Raw genomic sequence first — 24,493 nt, 5'->3', positions numbered from 1 at the left:
CGATGGGAGGTTGGTCCGTATGCTCGGTATCTGCCTCCCAAACCTTGGTGAACCTTATGCGCTTTTTTCTTGTTCTCTGTGCTGCTTTGCTGGCGCTGCCCGCTCAAGCCTCGTCCTTCTCAGCGAGCGATATCCGCTCTGAGATCATTGGCAAAACCATCTATTTGGCCACGCCCTTTGGAGGTGAGTTCCCGCTAAACTATCGCTCCAGTGGCCGCGTTGATGGCGATGGTGAAGCGCTTGGTTTGGGCCGCTGGGTTCAGCCGCAAGATGCCGGTCGTTGGTGGATTGATGGCAACCGTCTCTGCCAACAGTTCGAGAACTGGTACAATGGATCGCCCATGTGTTTTGATCTTACCCGCACCGGTGCGAATACGCTCAACTGGGTGCGCGACAATGGTGAAACCGGCACCGCTCGTATCGGTAGCGCCCTCTAGTGGGCGCATCGACCATTCCAACAGGGCTGACACGACGATCCTTGCTGCTTGCTACGCCACTGGTCGTGGCGGGTTGCGCCACGGTTCCGCCGTCCCCACAAGGCGAGGTTCGCTCGATCAGTCTGGTGGATGCGTTTCAAGGGCGTACGGTTGGGCGCGGTCTGTTCTCTGTGCCGATTGCAGGTATTGAGCGCGGCTTTGACGCGCGCTTGCAAGGCACTGTACGACGACGCGGTGGCGTGGAAACGCTGACGGTTGTTGAAGACTTCTCCTTCGATGATGGCGAGACAGACAGGCTCACCTGGGTGTTTGCGCGCACCGGATCCGACGGTTGGACCGGCGTGCGAGAAGACACGGTGGGAACCGCCAGCGTAGTGGAGACCGGCGATGAGGTACGCCTGACCTACGTGGCTGACGTGGAAAGTCGTGGTGAAACAACCCGCCTTGGCTTTGCCGATGTCATCTATCGCCGTGCTGACGGTGTGGTCATCAACGAAGCGGTTGTGACCCGCTTCGGCCTGCCGATTGGCACAGTGCTTTTTGAGCTGCGCCCCGCCTAGCAGGTGATGGTTTGGACCCCGGTAAAGAGGCCGTCGGGGTCAAAGCGCCGCTTGATGGCACGCAGCCGGGTGACATTCTCTCCCCAATAGGCATTTTCAAAGTCTTCAAGCGATCGGTCCCGGTAGTTCGCGTAGCCTTTCGCGACCGCGTGCTGCCAGAGCTTTTGGCCGACATCATCAAGGTCAGGCCGTGCAGCTTCCAACAACTCTTGGCTCATCGTACCGTAGCTGGCTGTCGCCAGGAAAGCTCCATCACGGTGCGGGAATGCGGTTGCATCGCTGGGCGTATCAGCAAGCGCACCACCCATCGCTTCGATCAGAAGACTCACCGATCCTGTCTCTCTTCTTGAAGCAACAATTGCCTCAAGTATCGGTGAGAGATCAGTGGCCGAGAGGGCGTTGTTCCAAACCGCTGTGTGCGATGCTGAATGCAGGTAGAAATGGGGTATGGAAAGAACAGCATCTTCCATCACGCGTTCGAATGAACCGGAGATAAGCGTTTGCTCGTCAACGGGTAGAAGTCCCCCGCTAACACCGCGCAAGGCCCTAAACACTGTGTCGCGCGGTTCGCTGGAAAGCCCTGTCACGCGCGCAAAAAGTCGGCCATCGGTCATAGTTGCAACCGCTAGTTGGCTCGATGTTGCACGCGGTGCGTTTCCACTCCACCTCATCCAGCGTTCGACAAAAGCTGGCATGTCTGAGGGCTCAATGCCACCAAACAAGCGAAGCGCATGCATGTCTTCGACAGGCTGCAAGACTATGTTGAACTCGGTAGCGATACCAAAACCACCACCTCCACCACGGCTCGCCCAGTAAAGGTCTGGGTTCTCTTGTGAGGAGCATCTTCGCGCCTCTCCTTGCGCATCGATGAGAGTCAGCGACTTGAGGTGATCGCAAAGAAGTCCATTGGCGCGTGCCAGATACCCCAGGCCGCCGCCCAGAACGTGGCCGCCTACACCCACATCGCCACACCAGCCTGCCGCTGGAGTCAGTGCATGAGGAAAGCCCGCACGATAAAGCGCATTGAGTTTGGTGCCCGACTGGGCGGTGGCTATGCGCGATGTGGCATCCACCGAAACCGCGTTCAGTTCGCGCAGATCAATCACCAGGTCGGGGTGGCTACTGGTACCGCCATAGCAATGACCGCCGCTGCGGATCGCAAAGGACGTGTTGGTTTCGCGTGCCCAGCGCAGGGTGTGTGCAACTGCATCGCTGGTTTCGCAAACAGCCCGCAGCCTTGGCGGCTGGCTGTAAGTAAGATTGTATTGAAACGCCAGACGTTCTGCTTCGCCACTGTTTGCCTCAACAAAAGTGACGCCTTGAGTAGGTCTGGCCATCGCTGACCGAATGATGCCAGGTGTCATTGGAGCAACAGCCACCGAAAGGGCGGCAGCGGACGCCTGGCGCCTCGTCAGGCCTTTCCGTTGCTTTAATTTGTCAGGCAGTGGCGGCTTAGGGCGTCGGATCGATGCCAAACTCCTCGCGCAACAAGCATCCCAAAGGAATGGCACCAGAAAGCAACGCCTCTTCAAGTGTCATCTCGCGACCTTCTTCAGCACCGACAATCATTGCGCAAGCGATAATGGAGGCAACGGATATGACCAGGCCACCAACGATCCAGCCACCAGATGAAGAGCCGCCGCCGCCGACAACGCTGGTAACGGTAGGACCCATGACCATGTCGCCTGCTTGACTTGATGTAGCGGTCAACGAGTGACTGGCTAAAAGCAACGTGGCAGACGCAGCCAGGACACCAAGTCTCTTGGAAATTTTCATAGCACACCCCATAACTCAGCCCGCACTTCGTTAACGAAACACAAATGCACTGGTGATGCAATCATAGGTAGCGTTTGCGGAAGCTCGACCGGAGGAACCGATCGAGCTCTTATTATCGTAAGGGTCAGCTATTCACCTGCGAGATGTTCGCGGAAGAGGCAACCCAAAGGAATGGCACCGGAAAGCAGAGCTTCTTCCAGGGTCATCTCACGGCCCTCTTCGGAGCCAACAATCATGGCACAAGCAATGATAGAGGCCACGGAAACAAAGATGCCGCCAACGATCCAACCTCCTGCCGACGAGCCACCGCCACCGCCTGTAATAACGGGGGCCATCATCGGAGAGGAGTCATATCGAACCGCGTGCGCATCGCTGGCTGTCATCACCGAAGCGAGCGGTTGAACGGCAAGGGCCATGGCCAGTGCGAGGCCGAGCAGGCGGGTTTTGCGGAGAAGAGTTTTCATGACGTTTCCCTTGGTTTGCGCAGACGGCTATCCGTCCTTAACAAACCGTAAACACGCGGGAATTCTCATGAAAATCAGAAGCTTGTGGTAAGCTTAAGCAGCAAGGTTAGCCGGTTTAGTGAACGTGTATAGTAAACCTGTTTGGCCAATCAGCCTTGGACCGCAATGAACTGTGATGGCGACACGCGTTGTAAAACGGTCTGCAACGCAGCTTCCAGATCAGTTGCAACAAGCGCAGGGCCACTTGGTTGGCCTGCTTCTCCGTGCAGCCAAACACCAAGCGCAACGGTGGCTGTTTGGTGCTGGGGGTCGTTATGCGCTGTATCAGGTTGCGCCAGCAGTCCAGCAACAATGCCTGCCAAGACATCACCCGATCCGGCGGTTGCAAGCCAGGGCGGCGCATTTGCGTTCACATAGGTGCAATCGGCGCGGCCATTGGGGTGGGCGATCACTGTGTCGGCGCCCTTGAGTACCAAGATCGCTCCGCTGCCGCGGGCAGCCTTTTGGGCTCTCTCAATTTTGGAGAGATTCGTTTCGCTGTCTCCAAAGAGCCGTTTGAACTCACCGGAATGCGGGGTGAGCACGGTCGGCGCCGAACGCGCCATGATGCGCTCAAACAAAGGGGTGACCATGCCCGCAAACGCGGTAATCGCACCGGCATCGAGAACGAGAGCCGTTTTTGAATCCAAGGCCGCGTAGACCATCTGCCGCGTTGCTTCATTGGGCGTGAGGCCAGGCCCAAGAGCACAGGCAGTCAAACGATCATCACGGAGCAGTCGTGCCAAATCTCTGGCATCAGCACAGCGCGCGCGCATTAGGGCCGGATATTGCCCAACACTACCTGCCATCGTCTCCGGCGGCAAAGCGAGCGTCACCAGGCCGGTACCTGCACGGAGGGCAACACTAGCGGACAAGAAACCTGCGCCTGCTTTTTCTGGCGGGCCGCCAATCACCAACACATGACCCCGTGCATACTTGTGAGCGTCTGCCGACAGGTCGAACAGGTGTTCTGTCAGATAGGCACCGGTAAGCTGAGCAGTGAACCCCGCCGCGCTGATTGCATCATGATGAATTCCGATGTCCGCCACACGGATCGCACCACACAGCGCGCGACCGGGATAGAGCAGGTGGCCCGGTTTCAGACGGTGGAAGGTGACGGTGGAGGTGGCCTGGACTGCGGGGCCAAGGGCTTGACCCTTTCGCCCATCAAGGCCGCTAGGTAGATCAACAGCCAGAACGGGCTTTTCAGCGTGATTGACCGCCTGAACGAGCGCCGCCGCCGCACCATCAAGGCCACGCGTCAGCCCGGCGCCGAACAGAGCGTCAAGAATGAGGCCGTAGGCGGCGAACTCGGATGTATCCAACTCGGTTGCTGGCAAGACATCTCCATTCCAGCCATCAAACGCCCATTTGGCATCCCCTTCCAGCTTCCTTGTATCGCCGAGCGCGGCAACGCGTACATCGTAGCCAGCTGAGGCAAGCAAACGCGCGGCAACATACCCATCGCCGCCATTCTTGCCAGGGCCTGCTAGCACAAGGACCCTGCCGTTTTTAGGCGTCATTGCCTTGGCAACATCCGCCACAGCTTGGCCAGCACGTTCCATCAGATCGATGCCAGGCGTGCCATGATTGATCGTGAAGGCATCGCAGGCACCCATTTGGGCTGGCGTTAAAAGCTCACGCATCAGCAGGGCTCGTCTTCAAGACTGCCGTCAATCACTTTTGCAGCCAGCGAAAAGCCAAAGCCTGCCCGGCAAAGAGCAGCCATATCGCGCTCACGTTTCTCTGCTCGGCCTTTGCTGCGATAGGGCCCAAGTCGCCGCCGTCGCGCATAGCGCCAAGCCGCTGCATGATCGTCGCGTTCATCGCTTTCCAGGGCATGGTCGATCAAATCATCGGCCACGCCTTTGGCCTTCAAACGCGCCTGGATGGCCCGGGCCGATGCCCCGCGTCCACGCTGCTGATAGACTTGGTTCTCTGCAAAGCGTTTGTTGTTGATGAATCCAGCGGAGACGGCCTTTTCTACCTCGGCATCCACCATCGGTTGGAACGCTGAAGGGTCCTCTTTGTGCGCACGGGCTGCTTTGTAGACACGGCGCTCCAAAACAGCGCGAAAGCCAGCTTCACTGGCTTCATAGCGATCAAGATAGGCCAGCGCGATGTTGTGAAGCCGTTTCTCCGTCATCTTGCGTGGCAGGCGGCGTTTGGCGCGTTTTGCGTCACGCATCGACCCATCATCGCCTGATTCCAGAGCGTCATCATCTGAGGCATTAGAGCCCAAGTTGGTCCAATCCTGTTCGCCACTTTCCATGGGATAAAGGGTCACCAGCGAGGGCTTTGCCTGTCAACATCTTCAGCGCCGACGACACATAAAAAACGCCCGGCGATCATGTGATCACCGGGCGCTTCAAAATGGAGGCAATATGAGTGTTAGGCAGAAACCTGACGCACAATCACCCGTGAGCCAACGCGCACGCGCTCATAAAGCTCTTCCACATGTTCGTTGACCATGCGGATGCAGCCCGATGACATGGCCTGACCAATGGTCCAAGGCGCGTTTGTGCCATGGATGCGATAGAGCGTGTCGCGGCCACCGCGATAGAGGTAAAGCGCGCGGGCGCCGAGCGGATTGTCAACGCCACCAGGCATGCCACCAGCCCATTCGCGCAGCTCTGGCTGACGACGGATCATAGCAGCAGGCGGGGTCCACGTTGGCCATTCAGCTTTGCGGCCAACAACAGCGGCACCAGCCCAACGGAAGCCATCACGGCCAACGCCAATGCCATAACGGCGCGCGGTGCCACCTTCTTGCACGTGGTAGAGATAGCGAGAAGCGACATCGATAACGATTGTGCCCGGGCGCTCACGGCCCGAGTAGGACACATCCTGTGGGAGCCACTGGCGGTCGATGCGGAAGCCCTGCTGGGCAGCTGTGGTTGGGTCAAGACCAACTGAGTCCAAGAACGCGTCAATGGCGCTATCGGCTTTGGCGGTGGAAGCGACCGCTGCTGTACCGGCGGCACCAAGCAGCAAAGAACGACGTGAAATCATTGGAGGTTTCTCCGAAGTGGTTTGGATTATTCAAAGAGGAAAGGAAATGCTTTGGCGTCAGGCCATCGCTCGCGGCGGGCCACGCAGAGCGGGCTGGTCCAGGCCGACAGGTGAAGTCTGAGAGATGAGGAATCCAATGATGTGGCCGCAAGGTGGTGTGTTGCTCGCAACACTGGGCAGCACAGTCTTGTCCATGGCGCAGGAGCTTGGCAGCACAGCTGTCGTCTCCACGTCACTTGGCACTGCCAGCACAACAGGCAACATCGGCGCTTCAGGGCTGACATAGAGCGATGCGAACCCGCTGATAGCTGCAACCCGTGCATCATACCCGCCATACTGGGCCAAATGATCTGCGTATTTTTGGGCATACGACAATGACGGGATCACCGTGCTTGCCGCAACAAGCATGGTTATCATCACAAGCGCCACCGCGCGCGTCATGTATCGAATGTCAATCATGGCCGGACCATGGCGTGATTTGGGCGGCATGGCCATACCCCTTGGCGGCGCCAGAGGGGGATGATCTGCGCCTTGCAGCCACTCTTTGTGGGATTGTTGCGCGAGCGCCACAAAATTTTCACTGCGATGGGGTGCTTTCGCCAGAGCGCTTGTCATCAGCTCGCTCCCGCCGCACCAGAAGATGATGCGGTATGGTTCCGCCGGGCGTGGAGCACCCAACTGATCACTTCAGCGACAGCTTGATAAAGCTCTTCAGGGATCGGTTCATCCAGCGGCGCATTCTCTAACGCACTGGCGAGCATGGGGTTTTCATCAATAGCGACGCCGGCCTCTTGCGCAGCGCTGATGATCCGTTCGGCCAAAGACCCTTTGCCTGAAGCAACCACAATGGGCGCGGTCCCATCCTCATCATAGCGAAGCGCCACCGCAATGGTGGGCGGCTCGCTCGGCATGGCTTGGGTGTTCGACGCCTGGGTTTGGGGTGTATTGCTCATGAGGAAAGATCCACCCGGTGCGTCTGCTCATAATCAGGCACAAGATCGGGTTTGGGTAAATCATCGGTTGGCGCGATCGTTAGACTGTCGATCTGCAAGCCTTCCGTTTGCAAGCGTTTGACAAGATCAGCCCGCGTTGCGTCGAGCCGCGCCAAGACGTTTGGTTCACTGGCCCAAACAGCAATGTCCAAATGGGGATCGGCATCGGCTTTCAGGGTCTGCGTGTGCATAGCGACCAAGCCTTCCACACCACCGAGAGCCTGGCTTTCAAAGGCAAAGCGAAAGCGCCAGCTTTTTAGCGGCTCATCAGCACCTGTCTCAGACCCATCATCCTGATCGATCACAACGCCAAGCACGGCTGCTTCCTGGCCGATCAGGAATGGAACATCCCAGCGCAGCGAAGGTCCGGAATCACCGGCCCGCGTAGCGGTCTGATCGGCAGCTTGAAGCAGATTAAGGCGCGACAAAGCAGCCTCCGTCTTGCCTTTCAAAGCTTGCAACACAGCCGGATCAGAAAGGTCGGGTGCATCGGGCGCCAAAGGGTGGGCGAGCAAGCGGCTTGGCTGCGCGCCATCGGGCAGCGGCGGTGCCAAGGGTCGTGCTGCGCTCTCGCCTTGTGGTGAGCCTTGCTGTTGACCACCTGGTTGTGGCGTCTTTTGCGGCGCGTGTTGTTTTCCTTGCGGTTGAGCTTGGGCATCACTATCGGGCACAACGGGTAACGCCATACCCAAGGCACGCGCAAGCGCGCCTAGAGCTGATTGCATCGGAGTTTGTGGCGACAAACTCTGAGGCGCTGCTGACCCAGAAAGCATTCCACTTCGCGCGCCTTCAATGGCTGATCGTAAAGTGCTGGCATCAAGCGGTGCATCTGCATCCAAAGAGAAACCAAGCAGACGTCCTAGCACCGCATCCAAGCTCTTCGCAGCGCCTGGTTGGGCTGCCGTGTGAGACCCTGTCAGTTTGGCAACATCGGCAAGCAGCGGCGCCAATGAGGACTGCCGCGTCGCATCAGCGCGTAGGCTTTCAGCCGATGTGGGTGCAGCGCCTGTTACTGTTATGCCGATGCGCGGTGCGCTGGCATTGCCCTCAGCCTGAACGGTCACCGGTGTTCCGGCCGGTGGTGCTGAGCTTCCTGCTGGCAAGGGCAAAGATGTGGAGACGGTGCCGCCAGTGGCAGATGTGGCTGATTGGGGGACGGTCAGTGTTAGTGGCAAAGAGGTGGTCCCAGGCCCTGCGCTCCCGCCAGCAACACCTTGTGGGGCCTGCGCAACAGTACCGGGCAGCGGTTTGCCGAGCGTCTGAAGAAGGGTGAGAAGAGCTTGCGTGCTAATGTTTTGCGGTGCGCCCATTGTCGGCGCACCCAAAGCAACCGCAGGTGCTCCGGTCGACACGCCTGATACACCAGCGGCCACTGGTACCGGCGCGACACGCGCACCGCTGCTGGCCACTGTCTGGCCAGTTGAGGCTGCTTGCGGGGCAGCGGAGGCGGAAGAAACCGGTGCCATCACCATAACCAATGTCTAATGCCCAGGCGTTAAAGAATGCCTGATTCGCCCCATAAGCGTCACGGCAGTTCGTTCAGCAGGTCTTAAAGTCTGGGTTGCAAACCCGCTCCACACCGATTGCGAGCAATCCATGCGGAGCGGGGCAGAGCGGCAGCGAGGCCGAGGCGGTGGGGCTTGCACCCGACCCGTAAGCCATCTCTACAACTTGGCGTGATCATCACGAAGGTGAGCGCCGTTGTCGCAACGGCTTGATGATGCGCGTTTGATCGGCGCCAAACTGTGCTCTGCGTCACAGTCTTGACGCTGGCACAGCTTTTCAGCTTCGCATTTCACGCTTTATAATGGTGGCCGATGGAATCTCCTAAGTTGCCAACAGTTGGCCCGCCTCCAACCGCCTCGCCCCTGGTCGATGGCCGACAATCAGATCGTGCTCTGGCCATTCGGCGTGGTGCCGCGCGCTTTTTTGCGCAAATGGGTGCGACTTGTCTGTTTGAGGCGAGTTTGGCCAATGGGCGCCGCGCCGACATCGTAGCGCTTTCGCCCGATGGCCTGATCACCATTATTGAGGTGAAATCATCGCCCGCTGATCTGCGCGCCGATACCAAATGGCCGGACTACATTGATTTCTGCGACCGCTTCACCTTCGCCACGGCACCTGATGTTGCCCAAGACATCTTTCCAGAAACGGAAGGCTTGATGATCGCCGATGGGTTTGGGGCGCATGTCATCCGCGAGTCACGGCTAATCAAACTGCACGCCTCCCGCCGTAAAGCGCTAACCCTGCGCTTAGCGCGTCACGCCATTGGACGGTTGCACCGATTGGATGACCCAACTGGTGGAGCGCCAGAAGCCTGATACCAAACACGAAAAAACCCCGCCTGCGCCAAGCAAGCGGGGTTTTTTGGAAGGCTGTGGCTAACTTACTGGCAGAACGTGTAGTTGCCAGAATAGGCCAGGAAGTAACCGGTCTGCGGGTTGAACGAACGATAGCGGTTCGAGCAGTAAGAGTACCAAGCTGGGGTCCATGGTGCAGGGCGAGCGTGCACGACAACTGGCTGCTGATGATAGACAACGCGTGGCTGATGGGCCTGTGTAAGTGCCGAGCCGACAATCGTGCCAGCAACAAATCCGATGCCACCGGCAACATATTCATTGGCCTGAGCGGTGTTTGTTGTGGTGGCTGTTGCACCGGCAACGGTGGCAATAGAAACAGCAGCAGCAACGAGAGCTTTTTTGGGAGCGAAGGTCATTGGGTTATCCTCTTGTTTTCTCACCCGGCCGGTTGGGGTTGGTTGGTCTTGGTGGCCGCGTTTCGATGATTGGAGAATGCCCGGTTGCTCGCCTATCAGCTGTGCTGACCGTCACACTTGGTGCATTTGCGAGAAAAACCCTTTTGACGTGCCAAGCGAGCATGACCGGACGCGCACTACCGGACCCACAAAGAAAAACCCCGCCGGTGATGTCATCGGCGGGGTTTTGGGAGGGATTGGGGGAAGCTTACTGGCAGAAGCGATACTGACCAGAAACGTGCAACCAATAACCTGTCTGCGGGTTGAACGAACGGTAGCGCTGCGAGCAGGAAGCATACCAGGCTGGTGTCCAAGCGGCTGGGCGACCGTGCACAACAACAGGCTGTTGGTGAACAACCACGGTCTGTGGCTGGTGTGCTTGGGTCAGCGCTGAGCCGAGAATGGTGCCTGCAACAAAACCGATACCGCCGGCGACATACTCGTTGGCTTGTGCGGTGTTGGTGGTGGCAGCTGTTGTGCCAGCAAGGGTGGCGATGGAAAGAGCGGCAGCGATAAGAGCTTTTTTGGGAGCGAAGGTCATTGGGTTATCCTTTGGTTTGTGAAACCAGGGCCTTGGGGTTGGAAGCGTTGTGCCCGTGTTTCGATGATTGGAGGATGCCAGCACTGGAGCCAGGCAACTGTGCCCGGCGTCACACAATCGCTGATCGCCTAATCCAGGCCAGAATGGCTTTACAAATCTTTTTTCATGTATATGCACACAAACATGGATGAGATCGATCCCAATCTCTTTCGCAGCCAATGTGTGCTGACCAAGTCGCGCCGCGCGGCACGCTCGGTGTCGCGCCACTTCGCGCAATTGATCAAACCGCATGGCGTGACCCCATCGCAGGCATCTCTGCTTTTTGCGCTTTATGGCAGTGAGACGACCTCCGTTTCAGAGCTGGCTGATGGCATGGGCATTGAACGCTCTGCACTCACCCGCAATCTGCGCCTTCTGGAAAAGGCCGGTCATGTGGAAGCGCAAGTTGGTGGACGTGGCGGCGCCAAGGCCTACCGGCTGTCGCAGACCGGGCACGCGACGCTGATGGAAATGGTTCCGCTCTGGCATGAGGCGCAAGATGCCCTGCGCGAGAAACTCGGCGAGGGCCAGTGGAAACAGATGCAGGCCACGCTGGCCTTGCTTGCCGATCTTTAGCCCTTTTTTTGACCAATTATGTGCATATGCACGAAAGGAAAACGCAATGATGGAAGATGTCAGAGACCCGATTGTCGTTACCGGGATGGGCCTGGTCACACCGCTTGGATGCGGGCGTGATGCGGTTTGGCAACGCCTGTGCGAAGGACGCTCCGGCATTTCTGCGGTCGATCGATTCGAGACCTCTGACTTGGCAACGCGCATAGCAGGCACGGTGCCGAGCATCGAGACCGATGAAGCCGGTCTTGATCCCGATGCGGTGGTGACCTCCAAGGACCGCAAGAAGATTGACCTGTTTACGCTCTATGCTCTGGCTGCTGCTCAAGAAGCACTCGACCAGGCCGGTTGGCGCCCACAAGACCAAGTGCAGAAAGACCGCACAGCCACATTGATTGGCACCGGTATTGGTGGCTTTCCGGTGGTCACGCAGGCGGTGCGCACGCTGGATGAGCGTGGTCCACGGCGTTTGTCACCGTTCGTGGTGCCACAGTTTTTGGGCAACCTTGCCGCTGGCAACGTGTCGATCCGGTATGGCTTTCGCGGACCCATCGGCGCACCAATCACGGCGTGCGCGGCGGGGCTGCAAGGCATTGGTGATGGTATGCGCCTCATCGAAACTGGCGAGGCTGATGTCGTGCTGGCTGGCGGTACCGAAGCCTGCGTTGATCGCCTCGCGCTTGCCGGGTTCAACGCCGCCCGGGCGCTATCAACCGAGAACGATGCGCCAGAGACAGCATCGCGTCCCTATGATCGTTCGCGGTCAGGGTTTGTGCTCTCTGAAGGGGCTGGGTTGATGGTGTTGGAACGTGAATCTCACGCCCTGGCCCGTGGTGCCACACCCCTGGTGGTGCTGGAAGGCTATGGCACGAGCGCCGATGCCTATCATCTAACCGCTGGACCGGAAGATGGCTCCGGCGCTGCACTGGCTATTGAAAGGGCCCTGCAGGCAGCCAAATCCGGCACCAACTCCATCGATTATATCAATGGCCATGCCACATCGACGCCTGTGGGCGATGCTGGCGAAGTCGCAGCCTTGCGATCCATCTTCGGCGATACGCTGCCCAAAATTCCTATCTCTTCGACCAAATCAGCCACGGGCCATTTGCTCGGCGCGGCGGGTGCTGTGGAGGCAATCTTCACCGCCCTGGCAGTGATAAAGGGCACCATTCCTGCGACGCTGAATTTTTCTCAAGCTGATGAAGGCGCGGAGGATCTGGATTTCGTGCCTGATCTCGGGCGCAGCGCCGACCTTTCCCGCGCCTTGTGTAACGCGTTTGGCTTTGGCGGCGTCAATGCAGCTTTGGTGGTCTCTGCGGTCTAAACCGGAGCAGTGTCTGAGACTATGCGGCCATCCTCGAGCGTCACGATCCGATCAGCCAGATCAAGAATGCGGTTGTCATGGGTTACCATCAGTGTGGTGGTGCCCCGCTGCTGGCCGAGCGCCTGAAGCATCTCCACCACTGTCTGACCGCTTTGTTTGTCCAGCGCTGCCGTTGGCTCGTCGGCGAACACAATCTGAGGGCCGGACACCAAGGCTCGGGCGATGGCGACCCGTTGCTTTTGCCCACCGGACAGATTGCCTGGCAAATAGGTGCGCCGGTCGGCAAGCCCAACAAGGTCAAGCATGTGGTCGGCAGCACGTCGCTGCACCTCATTATCGCCCTTGCCGTGGACCTGAAGGCCCATCAGGACATTTTGTTGTGCGGTTAAACTGTCGTGCAGATTGTGCGCCTGAAAGATGAAACCGAGCTTGCGGCGCAGCATCACTTGTCGTTGCTCACTGGCACCATTAAGCTCTTCGCCGAGCAGGGTGACCGAGCCCTCCTGCACATCGCGCAAACAGCCCATCAATGTCAGCACCGTGGTTTTGCCCGAACCTGATGGCCCCATGAGAATTGTCAGCGAGCCACGCTTCACCGAAAGCGAAACATCAAACACCGCTTGTTTGCGCGCATCACCACTGCCGAACCAATGGTTGAGGTCACGCACAACAATGGGCAACTCATGGACCATCACGTCGCGCCTTAAAACAGGTCAGCGGGGTCAGCCGCTGCCAGCCGACGCGTCGCAATGGCGCCGGACAGGGTGCAGGCAAAGATCGTTCCGATGAGCACGCCAAGAGCGCGCGGCATGTCCATTTCAATCGGCAAGCCGGTTGCGGCAGACATGCCAACATAGATGCCCAAGGAGATGAGGACGCCGGGGATGAAACCCAGCACTGCCATGATCACGGCCTCTTCAAACACCAATTCCAAAAAGAACCGTTGCCGATAGCCCATGGCCTTGAACGTTGCGTATTCACGCAAATGATCAGCAACGTCGGTGGAGAGCACTTGATAGACAATCACCACGCCAACAATCGCGCCCATCACAACGCCGAACCCAAAAATAAGACCGGTTGGGCGTTCAGTCGTTTGATAGGAGACATCCGAGGCAATGGCCTCGCTAAGCGGGCGTACGATCACGGCATCACTGGCGATGACGGTTTCGATGCTGTCAGCAAGTTCAGCAAGGTTGTGGCCTGGCTCAGCCCGCACCAGAATATGCGACGGCGTGCCTGCGCTACGTTGAGGAAAAAGGCGCAAGAAGGTCTGATCGGACACGAGCAGATTGCCATCGGCAGAAAAGCCAGCCCCGATGGAAAAGGTGCCGATCACATCAACAGCAACTCCGCTCAGTTCGGCTTCGAGCGGATTGGCAAAGGTTGGCAGCTCCGCCTCTTCAAAGCTGACACCGCGGCTCAATCGATCAAGAAGAGCGGTGTTGGGGAGCCGCAAAGCTGCCAAGTCGTCGGCATAGCTTGTACGAACCAAGTTTCGCGCTTCCGGCGGCACACCGTAGACCTGCAAAGCGGTTGTCCCGCCATCCTCGCGCACCCAGTCTCTTATACCAAGATAAAGCGGCGCCGCTTCAGCAACACCTGGCACGGAAAGCGCCTGAAACATGCGCTGCCGAGCCAGCGGCGAACCATCGGCCAGCGTGTTAGCATCGCTGGAGGAGATCAAAATATCGGCCTGGATTGGCTGATAGGAGAGATTGATAGTCTGGTTCAAGCCGCCCGAGATACCAAGCTGAACAAAAACAAGAACATTAGCAAACGCCACGCCTGCAAGCGCAACCGTCAAGCGGCTCTTGCTGTGGGTGAGTTGCAGCCAACCGATTGGAATGCGCCCCAAGAGACGGGAAAGAAGGGCGGTCATGTCCCGCTGCCATCCTCAGTTTCAACGCGTGCCACAACTTCTAGACCGCTCAGGGCAGCCGCGCGCTCCGTCGACGGTGCATCGAGGGCTACTGTCACAGTGATCACCCGTGCATCGGTGTTCGCAGCCGGATCATCGGCCACAAGCGTCTGCCGGCCGACCTCCAACCCAATGCGCGTCACATCGCCAGTCAATGGTTCACTGCCCAGTGCTTCGGTTGAAAGCTGCACGCTCTGGCCGGGTGCAACGCGTCCGATGTCGGCCTGATAAACCTCTAGCTCCGCGACCATGTGCGCGGTATCGGCCAAGGTGGCCACGCCCTCGTCTCCGGGGCGCTCGCCAAGGCGGGTGTTGATAGAGAGGATCACCCCGTTGGTGGGCGCCACGATACGCGCTTGCCGCAAGTCGCCCTCGGCTCGTGCAAGATCGGCCTCAGCAGCTCGAAGATTTTGCTCCGCCAGTCGAATGTCGGCTTGCGCAACACCGCCGCCATTTTCAAACCGCGAAAGTGTGGCCGTCATCCTCTCCAGCTCCCGCTCTGCTGTGGCGACGGATGCTTGCTCGCTATCAAGCGTTGCCTGCGAACTGATGCCACGCTCAAACAGCTGTTGCGTGCGTTCAAGGGTGGCTTCTGCAAGGTCCAGCGCCGATTGCGCCCGGTCGCGATTTGCGAGCGCTTCTAAACGGCTTGCCTCAACGGAGTCTTGGGTCTGCTCCAGTGCCGCTTGGCGTACGTCAACCGCGACCCGCGCACTGGCAAGCGCCGATGTCAGCTGATCTTCATTGTCGAGCGTTGCAACCAGGTCACCGACCGATACCATCTGACCTTCTTCAACCAGGATGGAAGCCACACGCGCATCGCCGGCCCCGAAAGGGGGCGCAAGCGTGATAATATCGCCCTCGGGCAACAATCGACCCAGCGCGACCACATCATTGGGGCTGACATCAACCGCACCTTGCTCAAGCCGTTCCAGAAGAACCGGAGAGACGGCAATCGGATCTGATGTTCCGCCACCAATTTCGAGCCCCGTCCAAGCAAAAATCGCGCGCACCGTAGGCGGCTGGAAATAAAGGGCTGCGGTGCCAGACGCGGCGATGATGAGCATCAAAACCGGCACGCGCCACAAGTGGCGTATCCAGGCAAGTGGATGGCGACGGCCTGGTGCTGCTTCGGCCTTGCCGCTGTCTTCCAGCGGAAGCGGTACAACCTTTGGTGCTTCAGGGGATGTTTCGCGATGTGTTGGATCGGGTGCAGACATGCACACGGCCTCCAGCCAGGAGAAAAGCAGGGTCTAGAATGCATGCTCTACGCCCTGTGCGCGAGGCTGAATGTGAAACTTTGGTTAGGTTTCCAAGGTTCGCAATCGCGATGAAGAACGTGCGCAATCACGTTTTCGGGCGCGCGTCGGCACGCGTTGATGCGTCTTCATGGCCCGCACCAGCCGGTAACCCGGTTTCAAACCATCCTATAAGGAGCACCACACCATGCGCCCATGGTTGTTCAAATCCATTTATCCCGCCCTGCTTGTTGTTATGGCTCTACTCATGGTGAGCCAACTGGTTCATGCTCAGACCATCAATGATCACGATGGGCAGACCCAAGTTCTGTACCGGTCACCAACCCATGAGCTTGGCATCCACAGGCTGCACGCCCATCAATTGGAAGCGCGCGCACGTCATCGCGCGGAGATGCTAGCTTTAGAGCGCGCTGCTGAAGAGCTGCGCATACGCGCTTATGATGCAGCGATCCACTCGCCCGGCGAGGCGAGCCTTACATGGCCGGAGGACACGCTTGGGGTTGTTCATATCAATCGTCCGCGTGAGATGACGTTGCTTCAATTGCGCGGATTGGCAGGCGCAGGCACAGCGCTTTTGCGCCTCAACGATGGCTGTGTCTCAGTTCCGTTGCGTTTCGTCGCAGGTGATTTTGGCGGGCAACAGATCAACGCTCGACGGGCACCGCCTGTCCGCATTGCCATTCGAAGCCAACAGGTGGTTGAGATGCTCTTGAACGGTGATGACGTCGTCAGCGGTGATTACACGGTGAGCAGCGCGACAAGCAGTGGCCGCGATAAAGCTGATGCCGAGTTGGTCTTGTTGGACGGGCTTACCATTGACCATGGATTCGTGATCAATCCAGGCCGGTCAGTCATCGACGATATCTTTGGCGTTCAAGGTCTCTATATTCCCTGCGAGCTTTGACACGCGTTGCGAAACTGTGACGGCGTCTGTCCGCTGACGCGCCGAAACTCCGTGTTGAAATTCGATTTGCTGACAAACCCGCTGGAAAGCATGATCTCGGTCACCGGTAGATCGGTGTCGCGCAGCATTGCTTGAGCGTTGCGAATGCGGAAGCCGTTGATCATGCGAGAAAAGTTTTCGCTGGTACAGCGGTTCACCGCGTTGGACACATCGCGTGCTGAAACGCCCAGGCGCCGGGCGACGCGGGCCAAAGAGAGATCACTGTCGGTGTAGAGGCGCTTGTCTTCAAGCAGTGTGCAGAGCGATTGAAAGAGCTGCCGGTCATCGTCGCTTGGCTCCAGCTTTGCTGCGGTGTCACCTGGTCTGTGCGGTGTTGGGCGATTGATGAGCAACGGGATGCCGACCAATGCGACAATGATCACGAAAGCTGACAACACCCCTGCCGCGCCGTTGAGAAACTGAACGAAGAGGGTTTCGGTGGCAAATATCATTGTGGCCACAATGGCAAAGTCTCCGGCAATCATAAGCGCCAACAGAACCGATGTTGCGAAAATGCCGATGCGCAGTCGCGAAACATAGGCTGGGGCAAGGATTGCAAATGCCTCGGCATCTAGACGCGAAAGACGTGTCAGCTTCACCAGATAGACACTGGTCACTATGAGCAAAATGATGTCGGCCGACAGCGGTAGGGGAAACAGCATTGCCAGTTGAGCTGCCAACACCAGCGCACCATTGCGCACGAGTGCAGCATCTTCAGCTTTGACAGTGTCATGGGTCAGGGACGAAAAGCCCAGATAGGCCAGAGGCGCTATCATTAAAGCTACATGCGGTTGAAACAACCCAGCCCAGTTCACGCCGTAGGAAAGACGCAAACCAAGAAGCAGGCCGACGATCCCAATCATCACAAGAAAGCCGCATAGATATGCCCGCGTGGACAGCGGCAAGCGGACATTGAACCCCAAAATCCCAGCAGCAAGTCCTGCCAGGACGCTGACCAGCCAGACAATGGGGATCGTGATCAAAGGAAAGCTAGCGCGGGGCGCGTTTGGCCAAGATGCGTTGCAATGTACGGCGGTGCATGTTGAGGCGACGCGCCGTCTCCGACACATTGCGGTCGCACATCTCATAAACCCGCTGAATGTGTTCCCAACGCACACGATCAGCCGACATAGGGTTCTCGGGAAGACCCATATCGCCATCTTCGGTTTGCAACAGGGCTTTTTCCACCATGTCGGCGTCAGCAGGCTTGGCGAGGTAGTCCGTCGCGCCCATCTTCACAGCGCTCACCGCCGTGGCGATGTTGCCATAACCTGTAAGAACAACCGCGCGCGCTTCTGGGCGTGCTTCGCGCAACGCTGAAACAACATCCAACCCGTTGCCATCTTCCAAGCGCATATCAACAACAGCAAAGGCTGGTGCTGATTTACGCACTTCCATCAAGCCTTCGGCAACTGATCCGGCCAAGCGAACCTCAAAGCCCCGTGTTTCCATCGCCCGTCCAAGCCGGGTGAGGAAAGGTTTGTCATCATCGACAAGCAACAGCGTTCGCTCGGTGGCAAGGCCATCATCTAGCGGTGCGGTTGTCTCGGTTGAAAGGTCCATCAAACTTGCTTCTCGGGTCACGGAATTGGCCTATTGCTACCATAATGCCGCTGAAGCTACGTGCCAAATGGTTCACCAGTTCAGCGTACCCTAGATATAGGCAACCTTGGCATAAGGAAAAGGGATTGCTTATTGGTCCCTATGGACAATGCTTTGATGGTTAAGCGCTCTCCTCCACGGAGAGCTTGGGCGTAAGGTCAATCTGCTCTCGAGCAAAGCTGACAATGACACTTGCGCCTTTCAGTGTTCCGATGCCGTTGCCGACCTTCACCTCAGCCCCGCTGCGTTCCAGCAGCGTTTTGGCGATGAAGAAGCCTAACCCCAGCCCACCGCCAAGCCCTCCGGTCACATCGTCACCACGTAAGGACCCCGTAAGGCTGCCCAGCGCTGGAAGGTCTTCCGCTGAAGTGTCTCCACGCCCGCGCCGGCGGGAAACGTAAGGCTCGCCCAACCGCGCCATAACAACGGCTGGAAAACCTGGGCCATCATCTTCGATCCTGATGGTCACAGCGTTGGCGTCCCACGTGCCTTTGACGCAAACCTCTTGGCTGGCAAAATCGATGGCGTTCTCAATCAGATTGCCAATCCCATAGCTGAGCGCCGGGTTGGCACGCATCATGGGGGAGGGGCCATCACCTTGCGTTGTCACGGTGATCGGAACGGAGAAGTCGCGGTGCGGTGCGACCAGATCGTCAAGGATCGCATCCAGGGTTTTGGTGGAGATCACGGTATCTGGGTTGACGCCCAGCGAGGAGAGCTTGCCCAAAATCGTGCGACAGCGTTCAGCCTGTGCTTGGATCAGTGCGATGTCTTCGCCAAGCGGCGTTGCCGGATCGATTTCGCGGCTGATCTCTTTGGCCACCACGGTAATCGTGCCAAGTGGTGTGCCCAACTCGTGCGCCGCTGCCGCTGCCATTCCATCCAACTCTGAAAGGTGCTGTTCGCGCTCCAAGGCAAGTTCCGCCGCCGCCAAGGCATTGGCGAGGTTCCGGCTCTCATGGGCAACGTTCCAGGCATAGGTACAGATGAAGCCGATAGCGACGAGCAGCGCCGCCCATACACCGAGCCTATAAACCAGCGGGAAGGCAGGTGGCTGTCCGGCTGCCCAGGGCAGCGGCATGTGCCAAAGGGCAAGCGCGGAGATGAGCAGCGACACCAAAAGACCCAATGCCACGGTTGTCGGAAGGCGCAGGATCGTCGCTGAGATCAGGACGGGTGCCAAAAGAAGCACGGCAAACGGATTGCCAAGACCGCCAGTGAGATAAAGCAGCGAGGCGAGCTGGACCTGATCGAAGGCCAGAATAAACGCTGCGCGCCGGTCGCTGATGCGCGTTGAACGTGGATAGCCCCACCAAAGATAAAGGTTGAGCAGCGCCGACAGTCCGATCACGCCCAGACACGCCACAATCGGCAAAGGGTAGCCAAACCCGAAAGCCACCGCGCAAACCGCCACAAGTTGTCCCGCAATGGCCAGCCAGCGCAGGCGGACCAGCGTATCAAGTCTGACCCGTTGGGCGGATACATTTGTTAGCATATGCGAAAGCCTTGTGTGCACCGCAGCATTGTGTCAAGCTGCGTTTGAAGAACCCTTACGCGTAAAGTTGCAGGAGAAACCACCTTCTCTTGATCCACCCTTTTAGGGCACACTGCTTACGCATCGTGCCTCTTCACCAAGGATCCCCCCGCTTCAGGCTCATACAACTTCAATCATCTTTGCGCGCCGCCGCGCAAGCAGGCGGCCTGTCGCATCGGTTTGGACTGTTTGCGACTTTCAACAGGTAAGGTTTGTAGGTCTTTCGAGGGGTTTTGGGGAAAGGATTGAGACGAAGGTCGCATGGCGGGTAAGCCGTCAAGTGCCAGGTAATGATGCGCGCTGTGGCTGGAAACGTATGCAGTGCGCGTCATCGAGTGGATTAAGGTGTCATAAAGATTAACGGCGCAAGCTGATGACAGTTTGATCTTGGGACATGTTGAGCCTGAATGCGCACCCGGTGCGTGAACACGACAAGGTTTGGGTTGGGCTTATGGCCTGGCTGACAACAGTGAGTAAGATTGGGGACGCAAAGTGGCTGCTTACACGATGTATGAATGGACGCACGCGGCGCTCGCGCCAGCACGTGCAACCGCTGACCTAACCAAACTGGCATTTTCCAACCCTCTCAACCCGTTGGCGGCAACGCCCTTTGGCAAGCAAATGGCGGCGGGCGCCGAAGTGTTTGAGCGCATGACGCGCCGCTACGGCAAACCGGCCTTTGGCATTGAAAACACGCTTGTTGGTGGCACGCGCTGCGCCATCACCGAAGAGTTTTTGTGGGAGCGCCCCTTTTGCAAACTGCTGCATTTTAAGCGCCATTTGCCTGCTGAGCGCTCCTACAACGATCCCAAAGTTTTGCTCGTTGCGCCCATGTCCGGCCACTATGCGACGCTGCTTCGCGGCACGGTGGAAGCCTTCCTGCCACGCCACGATGTTTACATCACCGATTGGGTGGATGCCCGCGACGTGCCATTGGCCGCCGGCAACTTCGACCTCGACGATTACATCGATTATGTGCGCTCCATGTTGCAGCGCTTAGGTCCAGAGACCCATGTGGTGGCCGTTTGCCAGCCAGGCGTTCCTGTGCTTTCCGCCGTTTCGCTGATGGAAGAGGATGACGATCCGGCGATCCCAACCTCAATGACGCTGATGGGCGCCCCTATCGATTCGCGCATCGCCCCAACTGAGGTGAACGCGTTTGCCAATGGCAAGGAACTCGGCTGGTTCCGTCGCAACCTCATCAAAAATGTGCCGTTTCCCAACGCCGGGTTTATGCGCCCCGTCTATCCAGGCTTTCTCCAGCTTTCCGGCTTCATGGGCATGAACCTCAATCGGCACATTGATGCCCACAAAGAGTTCTTCAATCACCTGGTCGACGGCGATGGTGACGGCGCTGAAAAGCATCGCGAGTTCTACGACGAGTATCTGGCCGTTATGGACCTCACCGCAGAGTTCTATCTGCAAACCATCGACACGGTGTTCTTGAAACACTCGCTGCCGCTGGGCACGATGATGCATCGTGATCGTTTGGTCGATCCTTCGAAGATTACGCGGTGCGCGTTGCTCACCGTTGAGGGCGAGAAGGACGACATCACCGGGCGCGGTCAAACCAAAGCAGCGCTCGACCTCTGTTCTGGTTTGGATGACGATTTGAAAGCCCATTATGAGCAGCCGCGCGTTGGCCATTATGGCGTGTTCAATGGCTCGCGATTCCGCTCTGAAATTCAGCCGCGCATGACGGATTTCATGCTCTCAGCAGAGTGGCGCCGCAATGGCTCCAAAGGTCGTAAGCCTGCCAAATCCAAGCCGTCGATGCCCGCTTCTCCAGTGCCTGCGCCTGCCAACGACACCGCGCCACCGGTGGATGCTTTTGGTCGTGCCAAGGCTTAGCTTAACCAAGTAAAGCCTTGAAAGAATTAGAGAAAGGCGCCGTTTTGGCGTCTTTTTTTGTATCTCATCTTGAAAGCTGATTGAGGCCCCACCACGTCTTGTTCACAGCAACACGAGAGAAGGATAGACACACACATGATGACCCAATCAGCCCATTACACCGGCCGCCGCCAAAGCTGGCTTCGCCCGGCTTGGACACCGGCAACCATCGGTTTGATGGTGCTCGGTTTCATCATTGCGTGGCCGCTGGGGCTTGCCATGCTCGCCTACATCATTTGGGGCGATCGCCTGGACGACGTGAAACATGATTTTCGCCGCAGCTTTGGTCGCTTCAAACGGGAGATGGATATGAAAGGTTTCAACACCGCCGATCGTGGCACAGGCAACGTTGCCTTCGATGAGTTTCGTAAGGCCGAGATCGAGCGGCTGGAAGCCGAACGCCGTAAGCTTGACGAGATGGTCGACGAGTTTGACGCGCACCTGCGCAACCTGCGCCGCGCCAAAGACCAGGCCGAGTTCGACGAGTTCTTGAAGTCGCGCCACAATCACAATGGTGACCATCCGGTCAGTGACAATGGGACTGGCCCGAACCCTGCTCCGGCAACCTAGGGTCTAAAGCTTAGAGCGAACCCCAACCCGCTCAAGGTTCCAAGAAGCCGCTTCAGAAATGGAGCGGCTTTTTTGTGCTTGGTTGGAGGCTTTCCGGTTTCATAGTAGCGTGACAGTCAAAACGCTCACTTCGGGTCTGCCGGGAACGGGAGACTTGGTTGCCTCCTCAAGGCCTCACTCTTTAAAGTTTCGCTCCTTTGGAGAAGTCTGCTGGTTGCAACTTGCGCACACCGGCATGAGTGGGGTCGCTTTGCGTAGGAGTGCATATGTCTCAGGAAGCCAAAAGTCTTGAAACCAAGGGTATGCTCGCAGACCCGGGTGATCATTTTCGCGGTCGATTTGAAGTCGAACGAAAGTTCAACGTGCCAGACATTGAAATGGTGCGCCACAAGCTCAAGGCGGAGAGCGCGGTACCTTTCGCTGTTGGAAATGAGGAAACGGATGTTTTTTTGGATCTGCCGGATGGACGGCTTGAGAACAACAGTCAGTTCCAAATCCTGAGGCATATGCGGCCATCTGAACGGGTTCTCTGGATTTCCAAAGGCCCCGAAAAGGACGCGTGTGTAGCGATGGACCTCGCCGACTTCGACAAGGCACTCTCCGTTCTCAAGTCACTTGGGTTCATCGAGACTTCGCAGCTAAGTAAGAAGCGCGATATCTACTTTTATGGCGGCCTGCATCTGACTTTAGACAAAGTCGAAGGCCTTGGCTCATTCGTCGAGATTGCTGCAATGACGGACGACCGAGCCAAGCTTGCCAATCTTGGGCTTCGCATCCAGAGCGTGATTTGCGAACTTGAGCTGGATGACTTTCCAGAAGAGCACAGGTCGTATCGCCAAATGCTATTCGGTTAATTGGTTGAACCAACCTGGGCCGAAGTGGGATTTGGCCAGGTGCAAAGAACACCTATGGTGACCTCCACTCTACCTATCACTCAAAGCTTTTCGCGAACACCATCTCATCATTCTTAAAGCTCTTGAACTCCAAGGCGTTGCCCGCCGGGTCTTTGATGAAGAACGTGCCCTGCTCGCCCGGCTTTCCTTCAAAACGTACATAGGGCTCGATGATGTAGTCGGTGCCCTGCGCGGTCAGTTTGGTGTGCAGCGCGTCCCAATCATCCCAGTCCATCAGCACGCCGAAGTGGCGTACCGGCACAGCTTTGCCGTCAACACCGTTTTGCGCCGCTTCACCCACCTCTTCAGGCGCCAGATGAGCCACGATCTGATGGCCAAACAGGTTGAAATCCACCCAATCCTCAGTGGACCGCCCTTCTGGGCAGCCAAGCAATTCGCCATAGAAGCCGCGCGCAGCGGTAAGATCATCAACGGGGAACGCCAGGTGAAACCTGGGGCGTTTGGGCGTATCAGTCGTCATGGTAGCAGTCATGATGGGATGTCCCTTTCGATTCGTTTGCTCTGTCGTGATGCAAGCTGGAGTGCTGTTCAAGCCTTATGTTCAAACCACTGCTGACCACGCTCGAAGCTGGGCGTACGCGCATATCATCTGTGCTGCCGAGCTTGGAGATGCCAACCACGGTGGAGGTGCGCGGCGAGCCACGCCCTTTGCGTGTGCGCGTGCATGCCAAAGCGCGGCGCATGATCTTACGGTTTGATGTGCGCACGGGTGAGGGCAAGCTGACCGTGCCGCGCGGAACGCCACCCAGCGCCGCGCTCACCTTTTTATCGCAGAGCCGTGGGTGGATTGATCGCCACGCGCCAGAGCTTCCCAGCGCCGGAGAGGCACCTCATCTGGAGGTTTTGCCCTTTCATGGAGAGGATTTGCGCATAGTCCCGACTGGCAGACTACGCGGTACAGTCTCCCGTGGTTCGGAATGCGAGCTTCTGGTGCCAGGTGCGCCACATCGCATCATGCCAAGGCTTGCGCAGTTTCTAAAAACTGAAGCAGAACAAACGCTTACACCGCTTGTGATGGAGCTTTCAGGTCAATTGGGCAAGCGCCCATCGGCCATTCGTTATCGCGATCCGCGTTCGCAATGGGGCTCATGTTCGTCGTCGCGGGTCATCACGCTCTCCTGGCGTGTCATGATGGCTTCACCGCAGGCTCAACACTATTTGGTGGCCCATGAGGTGGCGCATCTTGTGGAGATGAACCATTCCCAGCGCTTCTGGAAGGTGGTTGCGAGCCTCGATCCGGATTGGCGAGCGGGCCAAAAGGCGCTCAAAGCCGCTGAAAAACGTTTGATGGCAATCCGCTTCGGATAGAGGTTTGGTTTTCTCGCGTTTTCGGACGCAAAACCGCTGCCCA

The 24,493-nt window shown here is 57.8% G+C and carries 28 protein-coding genes; 10 read left to right on the top strand and 18 right to left on the bottom strand.

What is annotated here, in order from left to right; all coding sequences use genetic code 11:
- Nucleotides 1–56 precede the first annotated feature (56 nt).
- Complete coding sequence (locus tag ABWH92_RS01975) at nt 57–437, top strand: hypothetical protein (protein ID WP_375571672.1); 381 nt, start codon at nt 57–59, stop codon at nt 435–437.
- On the top strand, nt 437–997 hold the full coding sequence (locus ABWH92_RS01970) for a DUF3833 family protein (protein ID WP_375571670.1): 561 nt from the start codon (nt 437–439) through the stop codon (nt 995–997). Before ABWH92_RS01975 ends, ABWH92_RS01970 begins: the two co-directional genes overlap by 1 nt.
- Here the strand turns inward: ABWH92_RS01970 and ABWH92_RS01965 are convergent.
- From ABWH92_RS01965 to ABWH92_RS01925, 9 genes are all read right to left on the bottom strand, one after another.
- Nucleotides 994–2,334: an FAD-binding oxidoreductase gene (locus ABWH92_RS01965; RefSeq protein WP_375571668.1), complete on the bottom strand. Its 1,341-nt coding sequence runs from the start codon at nt 2,332–2,334 to the stop codon at nt 994–996. The genes ABWH92_RS01970 and ABWH92_RS01965 overlap by 4 nt on opposite strands.
- A gap of 115 nt (nt 2,335–2,449) precedes the next feature.
- Nucleotides 2,450–2,671, bottom strand: a complete 222-nt coding sequence (locus ABWH92_RS01960) for a hypothetical protein (protein WP_375571666.1) — start codon at nt 2,669–2,671, stop codon at nt 2,450–2,452.
- Nucleotides 2,672–2,901: 230 nt separating this feature from the next.
- Nucleotides 2,902–3,237, bottom strand: coding sequence for a hypothetical protein (locus ABWH92_RS01955; protein WP_375571664.1), 336 nt, complete (start codon nt 3,235–3,237; stop codon nt 2,902–2,904).
- 149 nt (nt 3,238–3,386) lie between these two features.
- Nucleotides 3,387–4,922 (bottom strand): NAD(P)H-hydrate dehydratase, encoded by a 1,536-nt coding sequence (locus tag ABWH92_RS01950; RefSeq protein WP_375571662.1) that lies wholly within the window; start codon nt 4,920–4,922, stop codon nt 3,387–3,389.
- A complete protein-coding gene (locus ABWH92_RS01945) occupies nt 4,922–5,563 on the bottom strand; it encodes a regulatory protein RecX (protein WP_375571660.1) in 642 nt (213 codons plus the stop codon). Before ABWH92_RS01945 ends, ABWH92_RS01950 begins: the two co-directional genes overlap by 1 nt.
- Nucleotides 5,564–5,667: 104 nt before the next feature.
- Nucleotides 5,668–6,288 carry a L,D-transpeptidase gene (locus ABWH92_RS01940; protein ID WP_375571658.1) on the bottom strand — a complete coding sequence of 207 codons (621 nt, stop codon included), beginning with the start codon at nt 6,286–6,288 and terminating at the stop codon, nt 5,668–5,670.
- Nucleotides 6,289–6,345: 57 nt separating this feature from the next.
- A complete protein-coding gene (locus ABWH92_RS01935) occupies nt 6,346–6,777 on the bottom strand; it encodes a hypothetical protein (RefSeq protein WP_375571656.1) in 432 nt (143 codons plus the stop codon).
- 125 nt (nt 6,778–6,902) lie between these two features.
- A complete protein-coding gene (locus ABWH92_RS01930; protein ID WP_375571654.1) occupies nt 6,903–7,241 on the bottom strand; it encodes an EscU/YscU/HrcU family type III secretion system export apparatus switch protein in 339 nt (112 codons plus the stop codon).
- Entirely contained in the window at nt 7,238–8,746 is a 1,509-nt protein-coding gene (locus ABWH92_RS01925; protein ID WP_375571653.1) for a hypothetical protein, read from the bottom strand. Before ABWH92_RS01925 ends, ABWH92_RS01930 begins: the two co-directional genes overlap by 4 nt.
- A gap of 351 nt (nt 8,747–9,097) precedes the next feature.
- Here ABWH92_RS01925 and ABWH92_RS01920 point away from each other — a divergent pair, with 351 nt between their 5' ends.
- Entirely contained in the window at nt 9,098–9,601 is a 504-nt protein-coding gene (locus ABWH92_RS01920) for an MmcB family DNA repair protein (RefSeq protein WP_375571651.1), read from the top strand.
- Between the two features lie 65 nt (nt 9,602–9,666).
- On the opposite strand, the gene ABWH92_RS01915 is transcribed toward ABWH92_RS01920, so the two are convergent.
- Both ABWH92_RS01915 and ABWH92_RS01910 read right to left on the bottom strand, forming a co-directional pair.
- On the bottom strand, nt 9,667–9,996 hold the full coding sequence (locus ABWH92_RS01915; protein ID WP_375571649.1) for a BA14K family protein: 330 nt from the start codon (nt 9,994–9,996) through the stop codon (nt 9,667–9,669).
- 247 nt (nt 9,997–10,243) lie between these two features.
- Nucleotides 10,244–10,576: a BA14K family protein gene (locus ABWH92_RS01910; protein WP_375571647.1), complete on the bottom strand. Its 333-nt coding sequence runs from the start codon at nt 10,574–10,576 to the stop codon at nt 10,244–10,246.
- 165 nt (nt 10,577–10,741) lie between these two features.
- On the opposite strand from ABWH92_RS01910, the gene ABWH92_RS01905 reads away from it, so the two are divergent.
- Both ABWH92_RS01905 and fabF read left to right on the top strand, forming a co-directional pair.
- A complete protein-coding gene (locus ABWH92_RS01905; RefSeq protein WP_375571646.1) occupies nt 10,742–11,191 on the top strand; it encodes a MarR family winged helix-turn-helix transcriptional regulator in 450 nt (149 codons plus the stop codon).
- 46 nt (nt 11,192–11,237) lie between these two features.
- Nucleotides 11,238–12,512 (top strand): beta-ketoacyl-ACP synthase II, encoded by a 1,275-nt coding sequence (gene fabF, locus ABWH92_RS01900; protein WP_375571644.1) that lies wholly within the window; start codon nt 11,238–11,240, stop codon nt 12,510–12,512.
- Here the strand turns inward: fabF and ABWH92_RS01895 are convergent.
- Genes ABWH92_RS01895 through ABWH92_RS01885 form a run of 3 tightly spaced genes read right to left on the bottom strand, consistent with a single transcriptional unit; the run spans nt 12,509 to nt 15,650 of the window.
- The gene (locus ABWH92_RS01895; RefSeq protein WP_375571642.1) at nt 12,509–13,204 is read right to left on the bottom strand and encodes an ATP-binding cassette domain-containing protein; all 696 of its coding nucleotides are present in this window, start codon (nt 13,202–13,204) and stop codon (nt 12,509–12,511) included. The genes fabF and ABWH92_RS01895 overlap by 4 nt on opposite strands.
- Nucleotides 13,205–13,215: 11 nt before the next feature.
- On the bottom strand, nt 13,216–14,391 hold the full coding sequence (devC, locus tag ABWH92_RS01890; protein ID WP_375571640.1) for an ABC transporter permease DevC: 1,176 nt from the start codon (nt 14,389–14,391) through the stop codon (nt 13,216–13,218).
- A complete protein-coding gene (locus ABWH92_RS01885) occupies nt 14,388–15,650 on the bottom strand; it encodes an HlyD family efflux transporter periplasmic adaptor subunit (protein WP_375571639.1) in 1,263 nt (420 codons plus the stop codon). The genes devC and ABWH92_RS01885 overlap by 4 nt, the downstream gene beginning before the upstream one ends.
- Nucleotides 15,651–15,876: 226 nt before the next feature.
- On the opposite strand from ABWH92_RS01885, the gene ABWH92_RS01880 reads away from it, so the two are divergent.
- Entirely contained in the window at nt 15,877–16,593 is a 717-nt protein-coding gene (locus tag ABWH92_RS01880; RefSeq protein ID WP_375571637.1) for a hypothetical protein, read from the top strand.
- Here the strand turns inward: ABWH92_RS01880 and ABWH92_RS01875 are convergent.
- The 3 genes from ABWH92_RS01875 to ABWH92_RS01865 all read right to left on the bottom strand — a co-directional run bounded on the left by ABWH92_RS01875 (nt 16,572) and on the right by ABWH92_RS01865 (nt 19,729).
- Nucleotides 16,572–17,615 (bottom strand): helix-turn-helix domain-containing protein, encoded by a 1,044-nt coding sequence (locus ABWH92_RS01875; RefSeq protein ID WP_375571636.1) that lies wholly within the window; start codon nt 17,613–17,615, stop codon nt 16,572–16,574. The two genes, ABWH92_RS01880 and ABWH92_RS01875, sit on opposite strands and share 22 nt — an antisense overlap.
- A gap of 7 nt (nt 17,616–17,622) precedes the next feature.
- On the bottom strand, nt 17,623–18,195 hold the full coding sequence (locus tag ABWH92_RS01870) for an ActR/PrrA/RegA family redox response regulator transcription factor (protein ID WP_375571635.1): 573 nt from the start codon (nt 18,193–18,195) through the stop codon (nt 17,623–17,625).
- A gap of 160 nt (nt 18,196–18,355) precedes the next feature.
- Nucleotides 18,356–19,729: an ActS/PrrB/RegB family redox-sensitive histidine kinase gene (locus ABWH92_RS01865; RefSeq protein WP_375571633.1), complete on the bottom strand. Its 1,374-nt coding sequence runs from the start codon at nt 19,727–19,729 to the stop codon at nt 18,356–18,358.
- A gap of 531 nt (nt 19,730–20,260) precedes the next feature.
- Here ABWH92_RS01865 and ABWH92_RS01860 point away from each other — a divergent pair.
- The 3 genes from ABWH92_RS01860 to ABWH92_RS01850 all read left to right on the top strand — a co-directional run bounded on the left by ABWH92_RS01860 (nt 20,261) and on the right by ABWH92_RS01850 (nt 23,082).
- Complete coding sequence (locus ABWH92_RS01860; RefSeq protein ID WP_375571631.1) at nt 20,261–21,619, top strand: polyhydroxyalkanoate depolymerase; 1,359 nt, start codon at nt 20,261–20,263, stop codon at nt 21,617–21,619.
- A 135-nt stretch (nt 21,620–21,754) separates the two neighbouring features.
- Nucleotides 21,755–22,228, top strand: coding sequence for a DUF2852 domain-containing protein (locus tag ABWH92_RS01855; protein ID WP_375571629.1), 474 nt, complete (start codon nt 21,755–21,757; stop codon nt 22,226–22,228).
- A 266-nt stretch (nt 22,229–22,494) separates the two neighbouring features.
- Nucleotides 22,495–23,082 (top strand): class IV adenylate cyclase, encoded by a 588-nt coding sequence (locus tag ABWH92_RS01850; RefSeq protein ID WP_375571627.1) that lies wholly within the window; start codon nt 22,495–22,497, stop codon nt 23,080–23,082.
- 76 nt (nt 23,083–23,158) lie between these two features.
- On the opposite strand, the gene ABWH92_RS01845 is transcribed toward ABWH92_RS01850, so the two are convergent.
- Nucleotides 23,159–23,614: a VOC family protein gene (locus ABWH92_RS01845; RefSeq protein ID WP_375571625.1), complete on the bottom strand. Its 456-nt coding sequence runs from the start codon at nt 23,612–23,614 to the stop codon at nt 23,159–23,161.
- A gap of 65 nt (nt 23,615–23,679) precedes the next feature.
- On the opposite strand from ABWH92_RS01845, the gene ABWH92_RS01840 reads away from it, so the two are divergent.
- The gene (locus ABWH92_RS01840; RefSeq protein ID WP_375571623.1) at nt 23,680–24,450 is read left to right on the top strand and encodes a M48 family metallopeptidase; all 771 of its coding nucleotides are present in this window, start codon (nt 23,680–23,682) and stop codon (nt 24,448–24,450) included.
- Nucleotides 24,451–24,493: the final 43 nt, after the last annotated feature.

The organism is Ahrensia marina (assembly GCF_042140245.1).
Taxonomy (GTDB): Bacteria; Pseudomonadota; Alphaproteobacteria; order Rhizobiales; family MH13; genus MH13.
The sequence above is the reverse complement of the archived record's forward strand: the minus strand, read 5'-3'. Positions and strand labels throughout refer to the sequence as shown.

Bases quoted from the DNA above. Each gene is read 5' to 3' on its own strand.
- ABWH92_RS01850 (WP_375571627.1), top strand. From the start codon at position 22,495: ATGTCTCAGGAAGCCAAAAGTCTTGAAACCAAGGGTATGCTCGCAGAC.
- ABWH92_RS01870 (WP_375571635.1), bottom strand. From the start codon at position 18,195: ATGGACCTTTCAACCGAGACAACCGCACCGCTAGATGATGGCCTTGCC.
- fabF (WP_375571644.1), top strand. From the start codon at position 11,238: ATGATGGAAGATGTCAGAGACCCGATTGTCGTTACCGGGATGGGCCTG.
- ABWH92_RS01915 (WP_375571649.1), bottom strand. From the start codon at position 9,996: ATGACCTTCGCTCCCAAAAAAGCTCTCGTTGCTGCTGCTGTTTCTATT.
- ABWH92_RS01940 (WP_375571658.1), bottom strand. From the start codon at position 6,288: ATGATTTCACGTCGTTCTTTGCTGCTTGGTGCCGCCGGTACAGCAGCG.
- ABWH92_RS01935 (WP_375571656.1), bottom strand. From the start codon at position 6,777: ATGCCGCCCAAATCACGCCATGGTCCGGCCATGATTGACATTCGATAC.
- ABWH92_RS01855 (WP_375571629.1), top strand. From the start codon at position 21,755: ATGATGACCCAATCAGCCCATTACACCGGCCGCCGCCAAAGCTGGCTT.
- ABWH92_RS01930 (WP_375571654.1), bottom strand. From the start codon at position 7,241: ATGAGCAATACACCCCAAACCCAGGCGTCGAACACCCAAGCCATGCCG.
- ABWH92_RS01885 (WP_375571639.1), bottom strand. From the start codon at position 15,650: ATGTCTGCACCCGATCCAACACATCGCGAAACATCCCCTGAAGCACCA.
- ABWH92_RS01920 (WP_375571651.1), top strand. From the start codon at position 9,098: ATGGAATCTCCTAAGTTGCCAACAGTTGGCCCGCCTCCAACCGCCTCG.
- ABWH92_RS01840 (WP_375571623.1), top strand. From the start codon at position 23,680: ATGTTCAAACCACTGCTGACCACGCTCGAAGCTGGGCGTACGCGCATA.
- ABWH92_RS01845 (WP_375571625.1), bottom strand. From the start codon at position 23,614: ATGACTGCTACCATGACGACTGATACGCCCAAACGCCCCAGGTTTCAC.
- ABWH92_RS01895 (WP_375571642.1), bottom strand. From the start codon at position 13,204: ATGGTCCATGAGTTGCCCATTGTTGTGCGTGACCTCAACCATTGGTTC.
- ABWH92_RS01965 (WP_375571668.1), bottom strand. From the start codon at position 2,334: ATGGCCAGACCTACTCAAGGCGTCACTTTTGTTGAGGCAAACAGTGGC.
- ABWH92_RS01925 (WP_375571653.1), bottom strand. From the start codon at position 8,746: ATGGCACCGGTTTCTTCCGCCTCCGCTGCCCCGCAAGCAGCCTCAACT.
- ABWH92_RS01910 (WP_375571647.1), bottom strand. From the start codon at position 10,576: ATGACCTTCGCTCCCAAAAAAGCTCTTATCGCTGCCGCTCTTTCCATC.
- ABWH92_RS01880 (WP_375571637.1), top strand. From the start codon at position 15,877: ATGCGCCCATGGTTGTTCAAATCCATTTATCCCGCCCTGCTTGTTGTT.
- devC (WP_375571640.1), bottom strand. From the start codon at position 14,391: ATGACCGCCCTTCTTTCCCGTCTCTTGGGGCGCATTCCAATCGGTTGG.
- ABWH92_RS01955 (WP_375571664.1), bottom strand. From the start codon at position 3,237: ATGAAAACTCTTCTCCGCAAAACCCGCCTGCTCGGCCTCGCACTGGCC.
- ABWH92_RS01950 (WP_375571662.1), bottom strand. From the start codon at position 4,922: ATGCGTGAGCTTTTAACGCCAGCCCAAATGGGTGCCTGCGATGCCTTC.
- ABWH92_RS01865 (WP_375571633.1), bottom strand. From the start codon at position 19,729: ATGCTAACAAATGTATCCGCCCAACGGGTCAGACTTGATACGCTGGTC.
- ABWH92_RS01960 (WP_375571666.1), bottom strand. From the start codon at position 2,671: ATGGGTCCTACCGTTACCAGCGTTGTCGGCGGCGGCGGCTCTTCATCT.
- ABWH92_RS01975 (WP_375571672.1), top strand. From the start codon at position 57: ATGCGCTTTTTTCTTGTTCTCTGTGCTGCTTTGCTGGCGCTGCCCGCT.
- ABWH92_RS01905 (WP_375571646.1), top strand. From the start codon at position 10,742: ATGTATATGCACACAAACATGGATGAGATCGATCCCAATCTCTTTCGC.